Consider the following 20,347-nt stretch of genomic DNA (forward strand, 5'->3'; position numbering starts at 1 on the left):
CCGGGATGGTGAGGGCGGAAACAAACTCTCCGAGCCGGCGAATGCCTTTGGGGTATGGGGTAATTGGCAGCCCGTCTGATTCTGGTTCAGTTAGTCTAGGTTCGAGTCCTAGTACCCCAGCGGATTGGACCGCACCGGCGAAAATCGGTAAAGTTCAACCTCGTTGCCCGGCTCGCAAGAGCCGGTCGGCACAACCTCTGGCCCCGTTGTGTAGCGGCCTAGCACGCCGCCCTCTCAAGGCGGTAGCGCGGGTTCGAATCCCGTCGGGGCTACCAGAGCGAAGCGCCTCCCATCACCGATGGGAGGCGCTTTCTGGTTCTCGGCTTTCTGGTTCTCAGGCCTGCTGCACCGCGCGGCGGACGGCCAGGCCGGCCGTGATGAAGGCCGCACCCCAGATCAACGCAGTGACACCGAGGACCACGGCGATGCCGACCGCACCGGCGCCGGGGTTCGCGGCGAACAGGATGCCGAGCAGGATCGACAGCGCCGCACTCAGCACCAGCAGCCAGCGCGGCATCACGTGGTTGCTGCTGAAGGCGCCGGCCAGCTCGAAGACACCGCGCACGATCAGCCAGATCCCGAGGATCCAGGTCAGCGTCGTTGCCGTCATCCCCGGACTCGTGATCGCGAAGAACGCCGCGACGAGCGCGATCACGCCGAGTGCGACCAGCAGGACGCGACTTCCGCGCGCCTCCGGCCGGAATGCCTGGACCAGTGCACCGATGCCGTCGGTGAGGGCCCAGAAACCCCACAGCAGTGCGAGCGTGATCGCGGTGGACACCGGCCACGCGATGGCCAGGATTCCGAACACGATGCCGATGACGCCGCGTACCAGCAGCATCTTCCAGCCGGCTGTGAGCCAGTCCCGCTCCATGGATCCTCCCGAGAGGTCCGGCACCCCATGTGCCGGTACCCGATCTCATGATGGTGCCGGGAACTCCTGGACAGGCGTTATCTAAGCGCTTAGTCTAACCGCTTAGATTCTCGGGACAGGTCTTGAGAGGTGCTCATGAGGCGGAATGTGGTGCTGGCGGCCCTGGTGGTCGCGACGCTGGTGGCGGGGTGTGGTGGGTCGGGTGATCAGCCGGCTGCCGGGAACGCCGGTCCGGAGACCGGGACGATCACGTTCACCGGGACGGACAATGCGGCGACGTACGCGCCGGTGATCGCTGCGTTCGAGGCGAAGAATCCGGGGATCAAGGTCACCTACACGCAGATCCCGTTCGATCAGTTCAACGCGACGATGCAGCAGCGGCTGAGTGCGAAGGATGCCGGGATCGACGTCTACACGGTCGACGAGCCGCGGGTGTCGCAGTTGGCGGCCAAGGGGTTCCTGGTTGACCTCGGCGAGCTGGATTCGCGGGCGAAGAGTTCGTTCGGGGCGACGGCGTACGCGGTGAATCACTTCCGGGACAAGCTGTGGTCGTTGCCGATGTGGAACTCGACGCAGTTCCTCTTCTACAACAAGGCCGCACTGGCCAAAGCGCAGGTCGCGCCGCCGACCGCGGATCCGGCGAAGCGCTGGACCTGGGAGCAGGTCGAGGCGGCGGGCCGGAAGGCGCAGCAGGCGGGGACCAAGTACGGGCTGTTCATGGAACAGCCCGAGGCCTACTACCAGTTGCAGCCGTTGGCCGAGTCGCTCGGCGGTGGCTCCGGCATCACCGGTGACGACGCGCTCACACCGGCGGTCGAGACCGACGGCTGGAAGAAGGCCATGCAGTGGTACGGCGCCACCTACGCGAGCGGACTGTCGCCGCGCGGGATCGGCGGCTTCCAGACCGGACCGGTGTTCAGCACCGGCAACGCGGCGTTCTTCGTCGGTGGTCCGTGGGACCTGAAGATCTTCGGCAGCGCGAAGTTCGACTGGGGTGTCGCGCCGCTGCCGTACTTCGCCGGCGGCAAGCCGGTGACGCCGACCGGCTCGTGGTCGCTGGGGATCAACCCGGCATCCAAACAGCAGGGGATGGCGCGGAAGTTCCTCGAGTTCGCGACTCTCGATGCGGCCGGCAACCTGGCCACCACGAAGACGACCACGATCATCCCGGCCAACCTCGAGGCGCAGAAGCAGTACCTGCCCGCGATGGACGCGTACTCCGGTGCGCACACCGCCGGCGCTTCGGCCATCACGGCGTACGAGGCCGCCAGTACGGCGACCTCGCGGCCGGTGAGTGTCGGCTACATCCAGTTCGAGGAAGTGATGGGTAAGGCGTTCGCGGATATCCGCAACGGCAGCGAACCCAACGCCCGCCTCGCCGAAGCGACCCGTCAGCTGACCGACGCCTGGAAGTCGATTAAGTGAGGAAGGAACGACAGGGACTGATCGCGCTCGCCTTCCTGGCGCCGGCGCTGATCAGTCTCGCCGTGCTCCGGATCGGTCCGGCGATCTACGCGCTGGTCGAGAGCTTCTACGCCGAGAGCCTGCTCCGCGGCGGTCGCGTCTTCACCGGCCTCAGCAACTACACGGATCTGCTGGCGAACAAGGACTTCCGGCAGGCCGTCGCCGTCACCCTCCTGTTCACCGTGCTGGTGAATCCGATCCAGGTCGTCGCGTCGTTCCTGCTCGCCGTGCTCTTCACCCAGCGCGCACCCGGCACTCGCCTGTGGCGCACGCTGGTCATCCTCCCGATCGCCACGCCACCTGCCGTCTCAGCGGTGATCTGGAGCGTGATCTACCGGCCGGACGGCATCGCCAACAGCTTCCTGGCCCGGCTAGGTCTACCTGAGCAACCGTTCCTCACCTCGTCGAGTCAGGTGCTCCCGGCACTGATCGTGTTGCTGTCGTGGATCGGCGTCGGTTACTGGATGCTCTTCCTGATCGCAGGCATCCAGGACATCCCCGGCGAGATCCGCGAGGCCGCACTGCTCGACGGCGCCGGTGCCTGGCGCCGGATGATCTCGGTGACGCTCCCGCTGGTACGGCGGCCGCTCGCGTTCGTGCTCGTCGCCGACACCGTGTCGAACCTGCTCGTCTTCGCGCCCGTGCAGATCCTCACCAAAGGCGGACCGAACGGGGTCAGCAACCTCCTGATGTACGACGTCTACACCCGCGCCTACGCATTGGGCGACATCCACGTCGCGCAGGCCGAGGTCGTCCTGCTCGTCGCCCTGACGATCGCCATCGTGGCCGCGCAGTTCCGGCTGTTGCGAGGTGACCACTCGTGAAGCGCATCGGCTTGTCGGTGCTCGGCGCCGTGATCGGTCTGCTCTTCTTCATCCCGCTGCTGTGGGTCGTCACGAACTCGTTCCGCCCCGGCTCGGAGACATTCGCGCATCTCAGTCCGCTGTCGTGGGAGTCGTTCTTCGAGCTGAACCCGACCCTGATCAACTACCGCGATCTCTTCGGCGGCGAGATCGGTCGTGCGACCCTCAACTCGATCCTGGTCAGTGCCGCGACCGTAGTCATCGGGCTGGCGGTCTGCGCGTCGGCCGCGTTCGGCCTGGCCGCCTTCCAGTACCGCGGTCGTGGGCTCGCGTTCGGCATCGTCGTACTGAGTTTCCTGGTGCCGTTCGACGCGATCGCGATCCCGCTGTCGACGATGTTCCGGGACTGGAACCTCACGAACACCTTCACCGGCTTGGTGCTGCCCGGCATCGGCAACGGGATGGCGATCTTCCTGCTCCGGCAGTTCTTCCTCGGCATCCCGGCCGAGCTGGTCGAGGCCGGCCGGCTGGACGGGCTCGGCTGGTTCGGCGTGTTCCGGTGGATCTACCTGCCGCTCTCGAAACCGGCACTCATCGGCGCCGGGCTGATGCTCTTCCTGTTCCAATGGCAGTCGTACGTCTGGCCCCTGCTCATAGGTACCGACGCCGACCACATCGTCGGCCCGGTGGCCCTGGCCAATCTGCAAGGGCAGAACTTCACCGACTACGGCCTGGTCTTCGCCGGTGCCGTCGTGCTCACCATCATTCCGCTGGCCGTCATCGCCGGGTTCCAGCGGTACTTCGTCCAGTCCGTTTCCAGCAGCGGACTCAAGTAGGGAGACCAATGCGCCAACTGATCCTCGACACCGACATCGGTTCGGACGTCGACGACGCGATGGCACTCGCTCTGATCCTCGGCACCCCCAGCCTCGATCTCGTCGCGATCCACACCGTGTACGGCGACACCCGGCTGCGCGCGCAGTTGGCCCGCCGGTACGGCGCTCTGGCCGATCGCGACCTCACTGTCGTGGCCGGTACGGCGGAACCGTTGTCGGGTCGCAAGGTGTGGTGGGCCGGGCACGAGGGCACCCTGCACAAGGATCTGGACGCGGAGACGTTCGCACCGGGCAGTGCACCCGAAGACCTGGTCGCCCGGCTGCAGAACAACCAGGGGGAACTGGATGTCGTTGCGATCGGCCCCCTGACCAATCTGGCCGCCGCACTCGAGCTGGAGCCCCGGATCGCCCAGTGGATCCGGCACCTGTGGGTGATGGGCGGCTGGTTCGGTGCAGACGCCGAGCCGGAGCACAACTTCAAGAGCGACGACGTGGCTGCCCGAGCTGTGCTCACCGCAGGGATCCCCACCACGATCACTGCCATCGAGATCACCCGTCAGGTCAGCATCACAAACACCCTGCTGCAACGGATTCGGGCCGCCGGACCACTTGGTACGGCGCTCGGTGCGGACATCGAGCAGTGGTGGGCGTACTGGAACGAGTCGTGGAACGTCCCGCACGACCCGGTAGCGGTGTTGACCCTCACCCGGCCGGATCTGTTCACGCTGTCCGAGCCCGGGCGAGTCGAGATCGGCACTGACGGTCTCAGTACCTTCACTCCCGATCCGGCAGGTACCGTGCGGATTGTGAGCGAGCTGGATGCCGTTGCTGTCGCCGAGGAGATCACCGCGCGGATCGTGGCCGCAGCAGGGGAGACCGATGGCGACGGCTCGTGACGTCGCCGATCGGGCGGGTACGTCCACGGCAACCGTCAGCTATGTCTTCAACAACGGCCCGCGGCCGGTAGCGGCCGCGACTCGGCAGCGGGTGCTGGAGGCGGCCGCTGAGCTGGACTACAAGCCAAATGCGGTCGCTCGCGCGCTCAGTGCAGGACGCTCCTTCTCTTTAGGGCTGCTGATCCCGCAGGTGCGCAATCCCTTCTTCGGCACGCTGACCGAGCACCTGGAGAACGTGGCCCGGGCGCACGGCCACCTGCTGCTGATTGGCGACTCGGCGGGTGATCCGGCTCAGGAGTCCGCGCACATCGGCTCGTTCATCGAGCGGAAGGTGGACGGCGTCGTACTGGTGTCGTTGCTGGCGGAGCCGGCGATCCGGCGATTCAGCTCGGCAGGTGTGCCGGTAGTGGCGCTGCACCCGGTACCGGATGGTGTGACGGTCTCGACACTGTCTATTGACTACGTGGCTGCGGCTGAGGCTGCGGTGGATCACCTGTTGTCGCACGGCTACAAGTCGTTGGCTGTGCTGACAGGCCCGGAAGACTCACCCGGTACGGCGCAACACCGGGCTGGGGTTGAGCGTGCGCTGCAAGCACATCCGAAGACGACAGTGCGGTACCAGGCCGGGCCGGTATCCCGGTTTGCTGCGCGGGACGCCGTACGGGCTTGGTTTCAGCAGAAGCGGCCGCCGCGGGCTGTGTACTGCGCCACGGATGAGCAGGCGTTCGGTGTGCTGTTTGCTGCGTGGGAGGCCGGTCTAAAGGTGCCGGAGGATGTGGCGGTGATGGGTGTCGACGGCACCGATGAGTGCGCGGTGACGATCCCGCCGCTGGCCAGTGTGCGTCAGCCGGTCGACGAGATCGCGCGGCGGGCCGTAGACGTACTACTGGCCGCCCCCGATCGGGAGGCGGCCAGAGTGGTCTTGGACTATGAGCTTGTACCGCGGACGTCGTGCGGGTGTTGATTACTCCGAAGCGCGGCGCAGGGCCTCGGAGAGGCGCTCGGCCGCGGCCATGACGGCCGGGGCGTGCATGCGGCCGGGCTGACGGGACAGGCGCTCGATCGGACCGGATACGGAGACCGCGGCAATCACTTTGCCGCTGGGGGAGCGGACCGGTGCGGAGACCGAGGCAACGCCCTGCTCACGCTCACCGACCGAGTGTGCCCAGCCGCGACGCCGGACGCCGGCCAGTGCGGCCGCGTTGAAGGTCGCGTTGTGAAGGCCGCGGTGCATGCGCTCCGGGTCCTCCCAGGCAAGCAGTATTTGGGCAGCCGACCCGGCCGCCATGGTCAGCTGACTGCCCACGGGAACGGTGTCGCGCAGACCAGACGGGCGCTCGGCGGCCGCGACACAGACGCGGTACTCGCCCTGACGGCGGAACAACTGGGCGGATTCACCAGTGATGTCACGCAGTCGTGCGAGCACCGGACCGGCAGTCGCGAGCAGGCGGTCCTCACCGGCAGCGGAGGCCAACTCGCTGAGTCGCGGGCCGAGCACGAAGCGTCCCTGCATGTCCCGGCCGACCAGCCGGTGGTGCTCGAGAGCCACGGCCAGCCGATGTGCCGTCGGCCGCGCCAGCCCCGTGGCCGCGACGAGTCCGGCCAGGGTTGCCGGCCCGGACTCGAGGGCGGACAGAACGAGAGCTGCTTTGTCGAGCACGCCGACTCCGCTAGAGTTGTCCATGAGACGATACTGCCGTCTCGAATCGTGGAACGCAAGTCGCTTCGGGCCCTCGATCGAGAGCACTGTGAGCGAAAGCACCCTCACCACACAGGAAACCTCAAAGGAGAGTCTGATGGGTAGGACGTTGTCGGAAAAGGTCTGGGATGCGCATGTTGTGCGCCATGCAGACGGAGAGCCCGACCTCCTGTACATCGATCTCCACCTGGTGCACGAGGTCACCAGTCCACAGGCTTTCGACGGACTTCGCCTGGCGAACCGGCCTGTCCGCCGTCCTGACCTGACGATCGCGACCGAGGACCACAACGTCCCGACGTACGACGTGGACAAGCCGATCGCGGACCCGGTGTCGCGGACCCAGGTCGAGACGCTGCGCAAGAACGCCAAGGAGTTCGGCATCCGGATCCACACGCTCGGCGATCCGGACCAGGGCGTCGTACATGTGATCGGCCCGCAGCTCGGCCTGACCCAGCCCGGGATGACCGTGGTCTGTGGTGACAGCCACACCTCGACGCACGGCGCGTTCGGTGCGATTGCCTTCGGCATCGGTACCAGTGAGGTCGAGCACGTGCTGGCGACCCAGACGCTGATGCAGGCCCGGCCGAAGACGATGGCCGTCACTGTCGACGGCGTCCTGCCGGACGGTGTCTCGGCCAAGGACCTGGTGCTCGCGCTGATCGCGCAGGTCGGCACCGGTGGCGGCCAGGGCTACATCGTCGAGTACCGCGGTGAGGCGATCCGCTCGCTGAGCATGGAAGCCCGGATGACGATCTGCAACATGTCGATCGAGTGGGGCGCCAAGGCCGGCATGATCGCGCCGGACGAGACGACCTTCAACTACCTGCAGGACAAGCCGCACGCGCCGCAGGGTGTCGACTGGGAAGCCGCGGTCGAGTACTGGAAGAGCCTGGCTACTGACGAGGACGCCACCTTCGACCGCGAGGTCGTGCTGCGCGCCGAGGACATCGCGCCGTTCGTCACCTGGGGCACCAACCCTGGCCAGGGCGTTCCGCTGTCGGCCAACGTCCCGTCGCCGGATGACTTCGACAACGAGAACGACAAGATCGCAGCCGAGCGCGCCCTGGAGTACATGGGCCTGACCGCCGGTACGCCGCTGCGCGAGGTCAAGGTGGACACCGTCTTCCTGGGCTCCTGCACCAACGGCCGGATCGAGGACCTGCGCGCCGCGGCCGGCGTCCTGGCCGGGCGGAAGGTTGCCGAGGGCACCCGGATGCTCGTCGTACCGGGCTCTGGCCGGGTCCGGCTGCAGGCCGAGGCCGAGGGCCTGGACAAGATCTTCAAGGACGCCGGCGCCGAATGGCGGGGCGCGGGTTGCTCGATGTGCCTGGGGATGAACCCGGACACGCTGGCTCCCGGTGAGCGCAGCGCCTCCACCTCGAACCGCAACTTCGAAGGCCGTCAGGGCAAGGGCGGTCGCACCCACTTGGTCTCACCGCTCGTCGCCGCGGCAACCGCCGTCACCGGGACGCTCGCTGCCCCGGCAGACCTGCAGCCGCTGAACGTCGCCGTACCCGAGAACGTCTGAGGAGCTCAGTAATCATGGATGCCTTCACCCAGCACATCGGTACGGCGGCCCCGCTGCGCCGCAGCAACGTCGACACCGACCAGATCATCCCGGCCGTGTACCTGAAGCGGGTCACCCGGACCGGATTCGAGGACGGCCTGTTCGCTGCCTGGCGCAACGATCCCGAGTTCGTCCTGAACCAGCCCGAGTACGGCGGTGTCTCGGTCCTGGTGGCCGGGCCCGACTTCGGGACCGGATCCTCGCGTGAGCACGCGGTCTGGGCCCTGCTCGACTACGGCTTCCGCGTCGTCGTTTGCTCGCGGTTCGGCGACATCTTCCGCGGCAACTCCGGCAAGGCCGGACTGCTCGCGGCCCTGGTCACCCAGGATGTCGTCGAGCAGCTGTGGGCAACGATCGAGAAGGACCCGGGCACCAAGGTGACCGTCGATCTCGAGGCCAAGACGATCTCCGCCGGTGAGCTCTCGGCGCCGTTCGAGATCGACGACTACACGCGGTACCGCCTGCTGAACGGCCTCGACGACGTCGGCATCACCTTGTCCCACGAGGCCGACATCGCCGCGTACGAAGCAACCCGGCCGTCGTTCAAGCCGGCCACTCTGCCTGCAAAGGCTTGATGTAGCAGAGTTCTCGCCCCTGTAACACTTTGATGGACAGGGGCGATAACTCTGGTGTTACCCTTGCTGGGTTGTCAGATCAAGGCTTGCGAGACCGAGGAGGTGAGGCGCTGATGAACAGCGAACCCTCCAGACCTATGGGTCTCGCTCGACCTTTGTGAGGCTGACTTTTCTCCTCCGTGCAGTAGTGGTCGGGCAGACGCGACATGCGCTCACTCACCCGTACCACCGCACCTGGAGGACTCATGTCCGACCTTCGCCTGCGCACTTTTCGTGCGTTCAGCCGTACGCCGTCACTGCGTGGCACCGCGCGTAAGCACGCTGCACCCGTTCCCGTGATCGAGCCGGCCATCGAGAAGCAGCGCGACACCCAGAAGCCCAAGGGTCACAGCGTCGTCGACAGCGCGATCTACTGCGACGGCCGCCGGATCGCGTCGCCGGAGTCGCTGGCCGAGACCTATCGCGTGCTGCACAAGGCGCCGCAGGGCCTGGCCTGGATCGGCCTGTATCGCCCGGACCAGCGCGAACTCAACTCGCTGGCCCAGGAGTTCGGCCTGCACGAGCTGGCCGTCGAGGACGCCATCCAGGCCCATCAGCGGCCGAAGCTCGAGCGGTACGGCGACACGTTGTTCGTCGTCCTGAAAGCCGCGCGGTACCGGGACGCGACCGAGGAGGTCGAGTTCGGCGAGGTGCACGTGTTCGTCGGCCCGGACTTCGTGGTGACGGTCCGGCATGCCGAAGCGCCCAACCTGGCCGCCGTACGGCGTCGGGTCGAACACGACCCGGAGTTGCTCAACCTCGGCACCGAGGCTGTTCTCTACGCGATCCTGGACAAGGTCGTCGACGGCTACGCACCAGTGGTCGCCGGTCTCGAGAACGACATCGACGAGATCGAGACCGAGGTGTTCCGCGGCGACCCGAAGGTGTCGCGGCGCATCTACGAGTTGTCCCGTGAGGTGATCGAGTTCCAGCGCGCGACCCGGCCGCTCGTCGGCATGCTGCAGGGACTGCGCGGTGGCTTCGACAAGTACGGCGTCGACGAGGAACTGCAGCGTTATCTGCGCGACGTCGCCGACCACGTCACCGAGGTGGTCGAGAAGGTCGACGGATTCCGCGAACTGCTGCGCGACATCCTGACGGTGAACGCGACCCTGGTCGCCCAGCAGCAGAACGAGGAGATGAAGAGCCTCACCATCGCGAGCAGCGAGCAGAACGAAGAGGTGAAGCGGATCTCTGCGTGGGCGGCGATCCTGTTCGCGCCGACGTTGATCGGCACCGTCTACGGGATGAACTTCGACGCGATGCCGGAGCTGCATTGGCAGTTCGGATACCCGTTCGCGATCGGTCTGATGGCGTTGGTGTGCGTCGGTCTGCATCAGGTCTTCAAGCGTCGCGGATGGCTCTGAAACAGGCCAAAACCCCGCAGGAGCACCCGATCCGGGCGATTTGTGGCAAGAATCGCCTAAAAACAAGCCGAAATGCCGCGTGGGTGTTTGGCAACGGCCTCATCTGTCCATAACGTTCCTGTGAGATCGAGCGCTGTGCTCGACACCCAGTTCACGGAGGGAAGACAGTGAACAAGAGCCAGTTGGTCGAAGCGCTCGCAGTGCACTTCGACGGAAACCGCCGCCAGGCTCAGCACGCTCTGGAGTCGATCATCGACACCATCCAGCGCGAGCTGACCAAGAAGGGTGGCAAGGTCGCCATCACCGGTTTCGGTGCCTTCGAGGCCATCGACCGTCCGGCGCGCCTGGTCCGGAACCCGCGTACGAACGAGGTTCTGAAGGCCAAGAAGACCGTGGTGCCGAAGTTCCGCGCGGGTGCGGAGCTGAAGGCCGTTGTCTCCGGTGCGAAGAAGCTGCCGAAGCTGGTAGCCCCGAAGGCCACCGCGACCGCCACCAAGGCGGCCGCCCCGGCCAAGAAGGCTGCTCCGGTCAAGGCCGCGGCGAAGAAGGCCGCTCCGGTCAAGGCCGCCGCCAAGAAGGCGCCGGCCAAGAAGGCTGCTCCGGTCAAGGCCGCAGCGAAGAAGGCCGCTCCGGTCAAGGCCGCCGCCAAGAAGGCGCCGGCCAAGAAGGCCGCTCCGGTCAAGGCAGTGGCGAAGAAGGCGCCGGCCAAGAAGGCCCCCGCCAAGAAGGTTGCCGCGAAGAAGGCTCCGGCCAAGCGCGCAGCCCGCTGAAGTAACTAGTACGACGGCAGAAGGCCGGTCACTCCCCCCAGGAGCGACCGGCCTTCGCTTTTGTTCTAGAGCACGGTTGCGAAGTCGACCTTGGTGATCGCAAGAGTCGCACCGGAGCCTGTGGTCTGGATACGAACGCGTTGTCCCACCCGCAGCAGGCGAACCGGAGTCTCCGCGATCGCGTGCACGGTAAAGGGAAGCTCGATCCCGGTGTCGGTGAGCACTGCTCCGGAGAAACTCTCACTGTCGTACCGGCTCACTGTGGCTTGCATGTCAGCAGGCTAGACCTTCGGTGCCGGTGGCAGCACCTAGGACGAGCGACATGACGTCGGCAGTCGCCGGGCCGACACCGAGCTGTACGGCGTGGGCCAGATCCGCGGCAGTGTCGACGTCGCGCCGTACCGAGTCCATGTTCGGCAGGTCGATGGGGACTGCCCCGGACGCCTGGTGGGCCAGGGCGGAGCCGATCCCGAAGCGGGGGTCGAGCTCGACACCGGCCGTGGCCGCGAGCAACGTCGTACCGGTGCCGGGCTGGTCGATCACGAACGAGCGTGGGGCTGTGCAGGCTGCGAGTACGGCGGTGAGCTCGGCCGGGCGTAGTGCCGGGAGGTCGGCCGACAACGCGGCGACGCCATGCCCGGGGAACTCTACGGCGGCGATCGTGGCGCCGTGCCGGAGCGCGCCGTTCAGCCCGTCGGCGGCCAGATCCGGTACGACGTGGGCGCCGACCGCGGTCACGTCTGCGGCCACCACCGGGTCGTCGGTGACCACCAGAACGGCGCGCACCAGGCCCGAAGCCAGCGCGGCCGCAGTAGTGTCGACAGCGAAGGCGCGCGCGAGCTCCGGCCGGTGCTGCGGGTAGGCCGCAGCCAGCCGGCTCTTCGCGATCGCCGTACGCTTCACCGGGATCGCCAGGATCCAGGGAACGACCTGTAGGTCTGCCATCAGGCAGGATTCTCCCATGGCGGAGAGCAGTGACCAGCACCAGGAGGCAGCAGTGGACGACCCGAGACCGCGGCGGGGTTTCTGGTTCGGCGTGATCGTCGCGCTCGTCAAGCCCTTCATGCTGATCTTCACCAAGCCCCGGTTCAGCGGCCGGGAGAACATGCCGCGGACCGGTGGCGTGGTGTTCGTGCCGAACCACATCTCGCATTTCGACCCGTTCGTGCTCGGCTTCTTCATCTGGGAATGCCGGCGGATTCCGCGGCTGCTCGGCAAGGCGTCGTTGTTCAAACTGCCGATCGCCGGCCGGATCATCACCAGCGCCGGGCAGATTCCCGTGCACCGCGATTCCACCCAGGCCGCCGATGCGTTCCGCGACGCGGTGGCAGCGGTCGAACGCGGTGAGTGCGTCGGTGTCTATCCCGAAGGCACTATTACCCGGGACCCGGATCTGTGGCCGATGAATGGGAAGACGGGCGCGGCCCGGATCGCGTTGATGACTGGTGCTCCGGTGATTCCGATCGCGAACTGGGGTGCGCAGGAGATTCTGCAGTCCTACACCGGGCGGCTGAAGATCCGGTTGCTGCCCCGGAAGACGGTGATGGCGCGGGCCGGGAAGCCGGTCGACCTGAGCGCGTTCCAGGGCAAGCCGATCACCAACCAGCTGTTGCACGAGGCAACCGAGGTGATCATGCGGGCACTCGCCGAGACGCTGGGCGAGCTGCGCGGTGAGACTCCGCCTGCAGAGTTGTTCGACCTGCGTAAATCCCGTCGTGAGGAGAAGGAATGACAAAGGTCGCGGTGTTCGGTGCCGGCTCCTGGGGTACGGCGTTCGCCACGGTGCTGGCGGGGGCGGGGAACCAGGTCTCGTTGTGGGCCCGGCGGCAGTCGGTGTGCGACGTGATCAACACCCAGCACGAGAACCCGGACTACCTGCCGGGGATCCGGTTGTCCGAAGCGATCACTGCGACTCACGATCCGGCCGCAGCGGCCGATGGCGCGGAGGCCGTCGTACTGTCTGTGCCTTCGCAGTCACTGCGGGAGAACCTGCGCGACTGGGCCGGCGTGCTGCCGGACGCCGTACCGCTGGTGAGCTTGATGAAGGGCGTCGAGGTCGGTACGACGTTGCGGATGTCCGAGGTGATCGCGGAGCTGACCGGTGCGGGTCCGGAGCGGATCGCGGTCGTGTCGGGTCCGAATCTCGCGCGCGAGATCGCCGAAGGCCAGCCCGCTGCTGCGGTTGTTGCGTGTGCGGATGAAGGTACGGCGAACCGGCTGCAGAAGCTGTGTCATTCGGGGACGTTCCGTCCGTACACGAACACGGATGTCGTTGGGTGTGAGCTCGGTGGCGCAACGAAGAACGTGATCGCGCTGGCCGTGGGGATGGCTGTTGGGTTCGGCTTTGGCGACAACGCCCGGGCGTCGGTGATCACGCGTGGTCTCGCTGAGACGGCTCGGCTGGGTGCGGCGTTGGGTGCGGATGAGCACACGTTCTCCGGGCTCGCAGGGCTTGGTGACTTGGTCGCCACGTGTTCGTCGCCGCTGTCCCGCAACCGCACCTTCGGCGAGAAGCTCGGCCAGGGGATGACGGTTGCCGAGATCGCCGGTGCGACGCGGCAGGTGGCCGAAGGCGTGAAGTCCTGCTCGTCGATCGCCGAGCTTGCGCATCACCACGATGTCGAGATGCCAATCGCCGAAGCCGTCACCAAGGTGGTGGCGGGGGAGATGACCCCGAAGGACATGCTGTTCAGTCTCGTGTCCCGCTCGGCCAAGGCGGAGCGCTGGTGATCCCCGCAGCCTTCGCTGCCGGCACCACCGCTCGCGAAGGCGAAACCGGAGCAGCCTGGCTGGACGATCTACCCACCATCGTGCAAGACCTGCTCGACCGCTGGTCGTGCACTCCGGACGGCGACTGGATGCACGGCGAAGTAGGCGTCATCGTCCCAGTCCGTCGTACCGGCGAACCCCTGGTGATGAAGGTGTCGTTCCCCCACCCCGGCAACGTCCACGAACCAGACGCCTACACAGCCTGGAACGGCCGAGGCGCAGTCCACCTCCACGAACGTGCAGACGCCGACTACGCGATGCTCCTGGAACGAGCCCACCCCACCACCCTCCGAGACTCCGGCGCCGACGTAGCGGTGGTGGGAGGGGAGATGAGCCGCCTGCTCACGATCCCCGCCCCCAGGGCACTCCCGCACCCACACCACCCCGCCAGCACGCACGCCGCCCACAACACCCCTCCCCTCCGCGACCAGCCCCACAACGCGTCTCCCCTCCGGGACCAGGCCCCCGATGCGACTCCCGTCCCGGACCAGGCCCCCGACGCGACTCCCATCCGGGACCAGCCCCACAACGCGTCTCCCCTCCGGGACCAGGCCCCCGACGCGACTCCCGTCCCGGACCGGGCCCCCGACGCGACTCCCATCCGGGACCAGCCCCACAACGCGTCTCCCCTCCGGGACCAGGCCCCCGATGCGACTCCCGTCCCGGACCAGATCCACAACGCAACTCCCGTGCTGGAGGCGCCCGGCGCTCCACCCCTCCGAGACCACGCTCGCGAGCTTCCTCGGTTGTCTGATCGTGCTGACGAGTGGGCTGAGGAGCTGGCGCGGGACGCCGTGGAGTTTGCGGGTGCGCTGCCTGACATCGTGGTTGCTCGGGCTTTGGCGGTGATTGACGAGTTGGTGCGGGAGCAGCCCGACGTACTGGTGCATGGGGATCTGCATCATCGGAACATCTTGAGCGCCGACAGAGAACCGTGGCTGGCTGTTGATCCGAAGGGGTTGATCGGGGATCCGGCGTACGACGCGGTGACGTTCCTGAAGGCTCGGACGCTGGTGCTGATGCACGGGGATTTGCTGCAAGGGATGGAACGCGAGCTGGCGGCGTATTGCGAAGCCGCGGAACTCGACCGCCAGCGGGTACGGCGGTGGATTCAGCTCGAGCTCGTGCGGACGGCGTACTGGGTGCGGCGGTACGGGGTCGGGGCAGTCCGGCGTGGGGACATTGCGCGTGATCCGGCGGTGCAGATGATTGACGAGCTGGCGATCAACTGGGCCTGACCCGACGCGCTACTAGCGTTTCGGCATGGACCAGATCGATGCCTTCGTCAACCGTATCCCGGACTGGCTGGACGAGACCGGTGCGCTGGCCGAGCCGGATCTCGACGTACTGCGGGAGTTGCTCGAGTGTCGCGCCGCGGTGCTAGGGCACACCGATCCGTTGAGCTGGCCCGAGGGGTCGCTCGTCGAGACGGTGATGGGGATCGCGCCGTTCGTGCTGAGGTTCGATGCGTCCTGGCGGGCTGCGGCCGCGGTGACGCTGCCGGTGCTGCGGGATGTGGTGGTGTTCGAGGGCGACCGGGAGTCCGCGGAGGTTCTCCGGCGTGAGGTCAAGTCGCTCCACCCCGTGCTGACTGGCGGTGCGGGCGAGCGGATGCAGGATGCCTTCGGCTGGTCGACCGTTCGCCGCTTGCACCACCTCACGACCGGGACAGACGTCGACGCCTGGCTGGCCCGCTACAAAGAGCTGTCCTGGGAGGAGGCGGATCGACTCGCCGGCCCGTTGCGCCGCGGGGAGGTCTCACTCGGCGGTGACCCGTACGGCGGGGTGACGATCCCGTCCCCACGTCTCGTGCTCCCGTCCGTGGCCGGTGCGGCCGCGCAGCAGGCGCCGTTGGTGTCGGCCGCTGTCGAGCTGGCGCTGTGGCTGGTAGCTCAGCCGTCGGTCGGCGCGAGTGGCGTACTCGATGACGACACCGTGGCACAGGCCCTGTCCGCAACGACCCTCGGCGACGCTGCCGCGGTTCAGGAGGCCTGGCGGATCGCAGTACTCTCCGAACTCGTCTACTGGACAGGTGCCCATGTACTGCGGGGACCGCGCCTGACCGCGTGGGCCGACCCGGGCAGCCGGCCGGCGTCCTGGGATCACCTGGTGCGTGCGGTGGTTGGCGACGTACCGGCGTCCGATCGGGACGAGGTGATGGCCGCGGTCTACGCGGCGTACCACCCGGGTCTCCCGGCGGGCTTCGACGAGTCGCTCAGCAGCGAGCCGGTGCGGATCGCGGTCGATCGGCTGCGGCGGCTGGGGATGTTCGACGACAGCGGTACGAAGCTCAGTCCGCTCGGGGTGCAAGGAGTGCTGCTGCCCTGGCTCCGCATCGACCGTCCCGGACGCTGGCCGCTCGTGGCCGGGCCATGGCGGCCAGAGATGACCACTGCCGACGTACGGGCCTGGATAGCGGCGAGTATGCGCCGGATGGTCGCCGACGCGGAAGGCCAGTCGTGGATGCGGACCGCTGAGCCGGTCGCGTTCGCACACCAGTTGGTCGACGTACTGGTGGCGTCCGATGACCCGGTCGAACGCGCGACTGCCTTCATCCTGTTGACTCAGCTCGGCTCGCAGGTCACACCGGTGGCCGATCGGCTGGCCGGTACCCGGCTGCATGGCTACCGGACCATGTGGCCAGGAGCGGCCCCTGCCGCCGAACCGGACCAGGCGCAGCTGTTGCTGTTCCTGCGGGACCAGCTGGCGTGGCAGGACGCGTTGAGTGCGGAGGCGGCCGAGCTGCGGCCCGGTGTTCAGATCGACCTGGGACGGTTCGACTTCGGCGGTCCGTGGCCGGACTGGTTCCGCGAACGGATCGGCCGTCCTGGGCCGTTGACCGAGGCCGAGCTCGCCGTACTGCGGGAGACGCTCGCGACCGACCGTGCGGAGCTCGCCGCAGCGGTCGCGCAGATATCAGCTGAGTAGCTGCCGCTGCACCAGGACGGCGGCACCGCGCAACGCGGCGTCGTACGGGGACCGCGTGGTCGTGACGTGCAGGCCGGTCGTGGCCAAGGGCAACGACCTTGCGTAGACGGTCTCGCGGATCCCGGCCAGTAGGTGGTCGCCGGCTTGGGAGAGTGAGCCACCGACCACGAGGACCGACGGGTTCAGCAGGCTGACGGCGGCGGCGAGGACGGTGCCGATCTCGCGACCGGCTTGGCGAACCTCCGTGATGGCGGCGGTGTTGCCGGCGCGGACGAGCTCGACGATGTCGTGGCTGCCGGCAACACCGAGGCGGGTGGCGATGGCCGCCGCCGACGCAACCGCTTCCAGACAACCCGTGTTGCCGCAACGGCAGAGTTCGGTGTGACCTGGGGTTTGGATGTGGCCGATGTCCCCGGCCGCGCCTTGGGCGCCACGATGCAGCCGGCCACCGCTGATCACGCCGGCCCCGATCCCGGTGGCGACCTTGACGAACAGCAGGTGCTCGACGTCGGCGTACTCGGTCGCGTGTTCGCCTAGCGCCATGATGTTCACGTCGTTGTCGACGAGCACCGGTCCCGGGAGTTCGCGGCTCAGTCGCCCGGCGACGTCGTACGAATCCCAGCCCGGCATGATCGGCGGATGATTCGGCCGCCCGGTCGAGTGCTCGACCGGCCCGGGCAGACCGACGCCTGTTCCGGCGAGGTCCGTGTCTGCACGGCCGATGCCGTGCAGCAGCGCGCGGCCGATGCGGACGACCTCGGCCAGAACCACATCCGGGCCTTCGGCGATGTCGAGTGGCGTGGTCAGCCGGCCGAGGATCACGCCGGTGAGGTCGGTCAGGGCGACCGACACATGGGTGGCGCCGACGTCCGCGGCGAGGATCAGCCGGGCGGCCGGGTTGAGCCGGAACCGGCCCGGCCGCCGGCCACCCGTGGACACGCCGTCGCCCGACGGGACGACGAGGCCTGACGTCAGCAGTGCGTCGATCCGGCCGGCGACCGTCGACCTCGCGAGGCCGCTCGACGCGACGAGCTCGGCCCGGGTCCGGGGGCGCCCGTCGAGCAGCAACTGCAGAAGTGCGTCGGGTGCCATCACCTCGGAATCGCTCATCACCGTACTTCCGTCAGTGGTCGCTGGACTTTTGCTTGACAGGGTTCAAAAGTCTCACATAGCGTCGTTCGACGTGTCCACCAACAAGCTGAAGGTCGGGATTGTCGGCGGCGGTTTCATGGGCCGGGTGCACGGCAGATCGGCGCTGGTCTCCGGCGCGCAGATCGTCGGTGCGGTCGGATCGAGCCCAGCCCGAGCCGAGGCGGCCGCTGAGGCCTCCGGAGCCGAGCGTGGCTACGCGACGCTGGCCGACCTGCTGGCCGCTGACGTCGACGTGATCCACGTCTGCACGCCGAACAACACCCACCGCGAGGTGACTCTGCAGGCGCTCGCCGCAGGCAAGCACGTGATCTGTGAGAAGCCGCTAGCGACCTCTGTGGCCGATGCGACCGGGCTGGAGGCCGCTGCGCACGAGGCCGGCCTGGTGGGCGCCGTACCGTTCGTCTACCGCTACCACCCGATGGTGCGCGAGCTGCGGGCTCGCCTCGCTGCTGGCGAGGCAGGTGTCATCACCAGCCTGCACGGCTCGTACCTGCAGGACTGGCTGGCCGGTGCGGACGATCAGAACTGGCGGGTCGACGACGAGACCGGTGGCCCGTCGCGGACCTTCGCCGACATCGGCTCACACTGGTGCGACCTGACCGAGTTCGTGACCGGGGACCGCATCGCCGCGATCAGTGCGCAGCTGCGGACCGTCAATGCCGTTCGTGGCGGCCATGAGGTTCGCACTGAAGACCTGGCCACCGCGCAGTTCCGCACTGAGGCCGGAGTAGTCGGCACGATCGTCGTCAGCCAGGTAGCGGCCGGCCGGAAGAACCGCCTCTACCTGGAGGTCTCCGGGACCGACGGGAGCTTCGGGTTCGACCAGGAAGACCCCGACCGGCTGTGGGCAGGCCGCCGTACCGCCTCGCAGATCCTGACCCGCGACCCCGACACGCTGAGCCCCGGTGCGGCTCGCGTGAACCGCCTACCGGCCGGACACGCCCAGGGGTACCAGGACGCGTTCGACTCATTCGTCGCGGACAGCTACGCCGCCGTACTGGGTGACCGCCCGGACGGTCTGCCCGATTTCGCCGCTGGTGCGCGGTCTGCCCAGCTGATCGACGCCGTACTGCGCTCAGCTGCTGCGGACAGCAGCTGGATCACCGTCTAAGGAGCCTCACACATGCCACGCCCGATCACGCTGTTCACCGGTCAGTGGGCCGACCTGCCGTTCGAGGAGGTCTGCCAGTTCGCATCCGAGGCCGGGTACGACGGGGTGGAGATCGCCTGCTCCGGCGACCACTTCGACGTACAGCAGGCGATTGACGACGACACGTACGTCCAGAGCCGCAAGGACATCCTGGCGAAGTACAACCTGAGCGTCTACGCGATCTCCAACCACCTGGTCGGCCAGGCGGTCTGCGACAACCCGATCGACTTCCGGCACCAGGCGATCGTGCCGTCGCGGATCTGGGGCGACGGTGACGGCGAGGGCGTCCGCCAGCGCGCGGCCGAGGACCTGAAGAACACCGCCCGCGCCGCCGCCAAGCTCGGCGTCGACACGGTGATCGGCTTCACCGGCTCCTCGATCTGGCAGTACGTCGCGATGTTCCCGCCGGTGCCCGCTTCGGTGATCGACGCCGGCTACCAGGACTTCGCCGACCGCTGGAACCCGATCCTCGACGTGTTCGACGCCGAAGGTGTCCGGTTCGCGCACGAGGTGCACCCGTCGGAGATCGCGTACGACTACTGGACCACCACGCTGGCGCTCGAGGCGATCAACCACCGCCCCGCCTTCGGCCTGAACTGGGACCCGTCGCACATGGTCTGGCAGGACATCGACCCGGTCGCGTTCCTCTGGGACTTCAAGGACCGCATCTACCACGTCGACTGCAAGGACACCCGCATGCGCGTCGGCGGCGGCCGCAACGGCCGTCTCGGCTCGCACCTGCCCTGGGGCGACCCGCGCCGCGGCTGGGACTTCTACTCCACCGGCCACGGTGACGTGCAGTGGGAAGACTGCTTCCGCGTCCTGAACTCGATCGGCTACACCGGCCCGATCTCGGTCGAATGGGAAGACGCCGGCATGGAACGCAAGGTCGGCGCCGCCGAAGCCGTCAACGTCATCCGCGCCCTAGCCTTCGACAAGCCCACCGCCGCCTTCGACGCCGCCTTCGCCACCGACAAGTAGGCCCCCCATCCCCGAAGGCGAGTAAACGGCTGCCACCTGACGGGGGTCCGGACACCCTGACGGGGCCTTGAACAGGTCATAACTTGTTCAAGGCCTCCAGTTCTTGTTCACGCCCCCGGCGGCCGGCTGGCCGGCGGGCGCCATACTCGGGGTATGACGGACTTCGAGACTCTCCGGGCCCTGGCCGACGAAGGCAACGAGAAGGCAGCCGACAAGCTCGCCGACCTGGCCGACGAGCGCTCCGACCTCGGCACCCTCAACGACCTCCTCGACGAAGGCAACGACCGGGCCGGCGAACACCTCACCCGCCGAGCCGCCGCCGCCAAGGACCTCCGCGAACTCCAGCGCATCAGCGACGCCGGCTACGAAGAAGCCACCGAAGTCCTCAACACCCTCCTCTAACCGCCGGCGCTGCCACCTGCTGGGTTCACCCACGGGGTTGTGGGTTCTGCACCCGCATGCGATGGGGGAACCCAC

General features: G+C 67.6%; 21 protein-coding genes and 2 tRNA genes. 18 read left to right on the forward strand and 5 right to left on the reverse strand.

Translation table 11 applies throughout. The features are described 5' to 3' along the window. The first annotated feature begins 48 nt into the window (after positions 1-48). Both ABD231_RS22530 and ABD231_RS22535 read left to right on the forward strand, forming a co-directional pair. Positions 49-120 (forward strand) — tRNA-Gln (locus ABD231_RS22530). A gap of 79 nt (positions 121-199) precedes the next feature. After that, positions 200-275 (forward strand) — tRNA-Glu (locus ABD231_RS22535). A 59-nt stretch (positions 276-334) separates the two neighbouring features. Here ABD231_RS22535 and ABD231_RS22540 read toward each other — a convergent pair. Beyond that, positions 335-874 (reverse strand): HdeD family acid-resistance protein, encoded by a 540-nt coding sequence (locus ABD231_RS22540; RefSeq protein WP_344155263.1) that lies wholly within the window; start codon positions 872-874, stop codon positions 335-337. A gap of 135 nt (positions 875-1,009) precedes the next feature. Here ABD231_RS22540 and ABD231_RS22545 point away from each other — a divergent pair, with 135 nt between their 5' ends. The 5 genes from ABD231_RS22545 to ABD231_RS22565 are packed head-to-tail and all read left to right on the forward strand — an operon-like array spanning position 1,010 to position 5,837. After that, positions 1,010-2,299 carry an ABC transporter substrate-binding protein gene (locus tag ABD231_RS22545; protein ID WP_344155266.1) on the forward strand — a complete coding sequence of 430 codons (1,290 nt, stop codon included), beginning with the start codon at positions 1,010-1,012 and terminating at the stop codon, positions 2,297-2,299. Beyond that, entirely contained in the window at positions 2,296-3,162 is an 867-nt protein-coding gene (locus tag ABD231_RS22550) for a carbohydrate ABC transporter permease (RefSeq protein WP_344155269.1), read from the forward strand. Before ABD231_RS22545 ends, ABD231_RS22550 begins: the two co-directional genes overlap by 4 nt. Further along, the gene (locus tag ABD231_RS22555) at positions 3,159-3,977 is read left to right on the forward strand and encodes a carbohydrate ABC transporter permease (protein WP_344155272.1); all 819 of its coding nucleotides are present in this window, start codon (positions 3,159-3,161) and stop codon (positions 3,975-3,977) included. The genes ABD231_RS22550 and ABD231_RS22555 overlap by 4 nt, the downstream gene beginning before the upstream one ends. 8 nt (positions 3,978-3,985) lie before the next feature. Next, complete coding sequence (locus ABD231_RS22560; RefSeq protein ID WP_344155275.1) at positions 3,986-4,873, forward strand: nucleoside hydrolase; 888 nt, start codon at positions 3,986-3,988, stop codon at positions 4,871-4,873. After that, entirely contained in the window at positions 4,857-5,837 is a 981-nt protein-coding gene (locus ABD231_RS22565) for a LacI family DNA-binding transcriptional regulator (protein ID WP_344155278.1), read from the forward strand. The genes ABD231_RS22560 and ABD231_RS22565 overlap by 17 nt, the downstream gene beginning before the upstream one ends. Here ABD231_RS22565 and ABD231_RS22570 read toward each other — a convergent pair whose 3' ends face one another. Beyond that, the gene (locus ABD231_RS22570; RefSeq protein ID WP_012922430.1) at positions 5,838-6,557 is read right to left on the reverse strand and encodes an IclR family transcriptional regulator; all 720 of its coding nucleotides are present in this window, start codon (positions 6,555-6,557) and stop codon (positions 5,838-5,840) included. A 112-nt stretch (positions 6,558-6,669) separates the two neighbouring features. Here ABD231_RS22570 and leuC point away from each other — a divergent pair, with 112 nt between their 5' ends. From leuC to ABD231_RS22590, 4 genes are all read left to right on the forward strand, one after another. Then, positions 6,670-8,100: a 3-isopropylmalate dehydratase large subunit gene (gene leuC / locus ABD231_RS22575; RefSeq protein WP_344155281.1), complete on the forward strand. Its 1,431-nt coding sequence runs from the start codon at positions 6,670-6,672 to the stop codon at positions 8,098-8,100. A 14-nt stretch (positions 8,101-8,114) separates the two neighbouring features. Then, a complete protein-coding gene (gene leuD / locus ABD231_RS22580) occupies positions 8,115-8,714 on the forward strand; it encodes a 3-isopropylmalate dehydratase small subunit (RefSeq protein WP_344155284.1) in 600 nt (199 codons plus the stop codon). Between the two features lie 245 nt (positions 8,715-8,959). Continuing rightward, on the forward strand, positions 8,960-10,120 hold the full coding sequence (corA, locus tag ABD231_RS22585; protein WP_344155287.1) for a magnesium/cobalt transporter CorA: 1,161 nt from the start codon (positions 8,960-8,962) through the stop codon (positions 10,118-10,120). Positions 10,121-10,287: 167 nt separating this feature from the next. Beyond that, complete coding sequence (locus ABD231_RS22590) at positions 10,288-10,890, forward strand: HU family DNA-binding protein (RefSeq protein ID WP_132413273.1); 603 nt, start codon at positions 10,288-10,290, stop codon at positions 10,888-10,890. Positions 10,891-10,955: 65 nt separating this feature from the next. On the opposite strand, the gene ABD231_RS22595 is transcribed toward ABD231_RS22590, so the two are convergent. Both ABD231_RS22595 and cofC read right to left on the reverse strand, forming a co-directional pair. Then, positions 10,956-11,162 (reverse strand): hypothetical protein, encoded by a 207-nt coding sequence (locus ABD231_RS22595; protein ID WP_344155293.1) that lies wholly within the window; start codon positions 11,160-11,162, stop codon positions 10,956-10,958. 1 nt (position 11,163) lies between these two features. Beyond that, positions 11,164-11,835, reverse strand: coding sequence for a 2-phospho-L-lactate guanylyltransferase (gene cofC, locus ABD231_RS22600; protein WP_344155296.1), 672 nt, complete (start codon positions 11,833-11,835; stop codon positions 11,164-11,166). 16 nt (positions 11,836-11,851) lie between these two features. On the opposite strand from cofC, the gene ABD231_RS22605 reads away from it, so the two are divergent. From ABD231_RS22605 to ABD231_RS22620, 4 genes are read left to right on the forward strand one after another with little or no spacing between them, the layout of a single operon-like run. Next, positions 11,852-12,622, forward strand: coding sequence for a lysophospholipid acyltransferase family protein (locus ABD231_RS22605; RefSeq protein ID WP_344155299.1), 771 nt, complete (start codon positions 11,852-11,854; stop codon positions 12,620-12,622). Continuing rightward, complete coding sequence (locus ABD231_RS22610; protein WP_344155301.1) at positions 12,619-13,620, forward strand: NAD(P)H-dependent glycerol-3-phosphate dehydrogenase; 1,002 nt, start codon at positions 12,619-12,621, stop codon at positions 13,618-13,620. The genes ABD231_RS22605 and ABD231_RS22610 overlap by 4 nt, the downstream gene beginning before the upstream one ends. Next, on the forward strand, positions 13,617-14,897 hold the full coding sequence (locus tag ABD231_RS22615; RefSeq protein WP_344155304.1) for an aminoglycoside phosphotransferase family protein: 1,281 nt from the start codon (positions 13,617-13,619) through the stop codon (positions 14,895-14,897). Before ABD231_RS22610 ends, ABD231_RS22615 begins: the two co-directional genes overlap by 4 nt. Before the next feature lie 25 nt (positions 14,898-14,922). After that, entirely contained in the window at positions 14,923-16,587 is a 1,665-nt protein-coding gene (locus tag ABD231_RS22620) for a hypothetical protein (RefSeq protein ID WP_344155307.1), read from the forward strand. Here ABD231_RS22620 and ABD231_RS22625 read toward each other — a convergent pair. After that, positions 16,576-17,697: an ROK family transcriptional regulator gene (locus ABD231_RS22625; protein WP_344155310.1), complete on the reverse strand. Its 1,122-nt coding sequence runs from the start codon at positions 17,695-17,697 to the stop codon at positions 16,576-16,578. The two genes, ABD231_RS22620 and ABD231_RS22625, sit on opposite strands and share 12 nt — an antisense overlap. Before the next feature lie 73 nt (positions 17,698-17,770). Between ABD231_RS22625 and ABD231_RS22630 the strand changes: the two genes are divergently transcribed. From ABD231_RS22630 to ABD231_RS22640, 3 genes are all read left to right on the forward strand, one after another. Further along, complete coding sequence (locus tag ABD231_RS22630) at positions 17,771-18,850, forward strand: Gfo/Idh/MocA family protein (protein WP_344155313.1); 1,080 nt, start codon at positions 17,771-17,773, stop codon at positions 18,848-18,850. Positions 18,851-18,862: 12 nt separating this feature from the next. Beyond that, positions 18,863-19,870, forward strand: a complete 1,008-nt coding sequence (locus ABD231_RS22635; RefSeq protein WP_344155316.1) for a sugar phosphate isomerase/epimerase family protein — start codon at positions 18,863-18,865, stop codon at positions 19,868-19,870. A 153-nt stretch (positions 19,871-20,023) separates the two neighbouring features. Continuing rightward, complete coding sequence (locus ABD231_RS22640) at positions 20,024-20,272, forward strand: hypothetical protein (RefSeq protein WP_344155319.1); 249 nt, start codon at positions 20,024-20,026, stop codon at positions 20,270-20,272. The last annotated feature ends 75 nt before the right edge of the window (positions 20,273-20,347 follow it).

The sequence above is a fragment of the Kribbella yunnanensis genome, from assembly GCF_039529655.1.
GTDB classification, from domain to species: Bacteria; Actinomycetota; Actinomycetes; order Propionibacteriales; family Kribbellaceae; genus Kribbella; species Kribbella yunnanensis.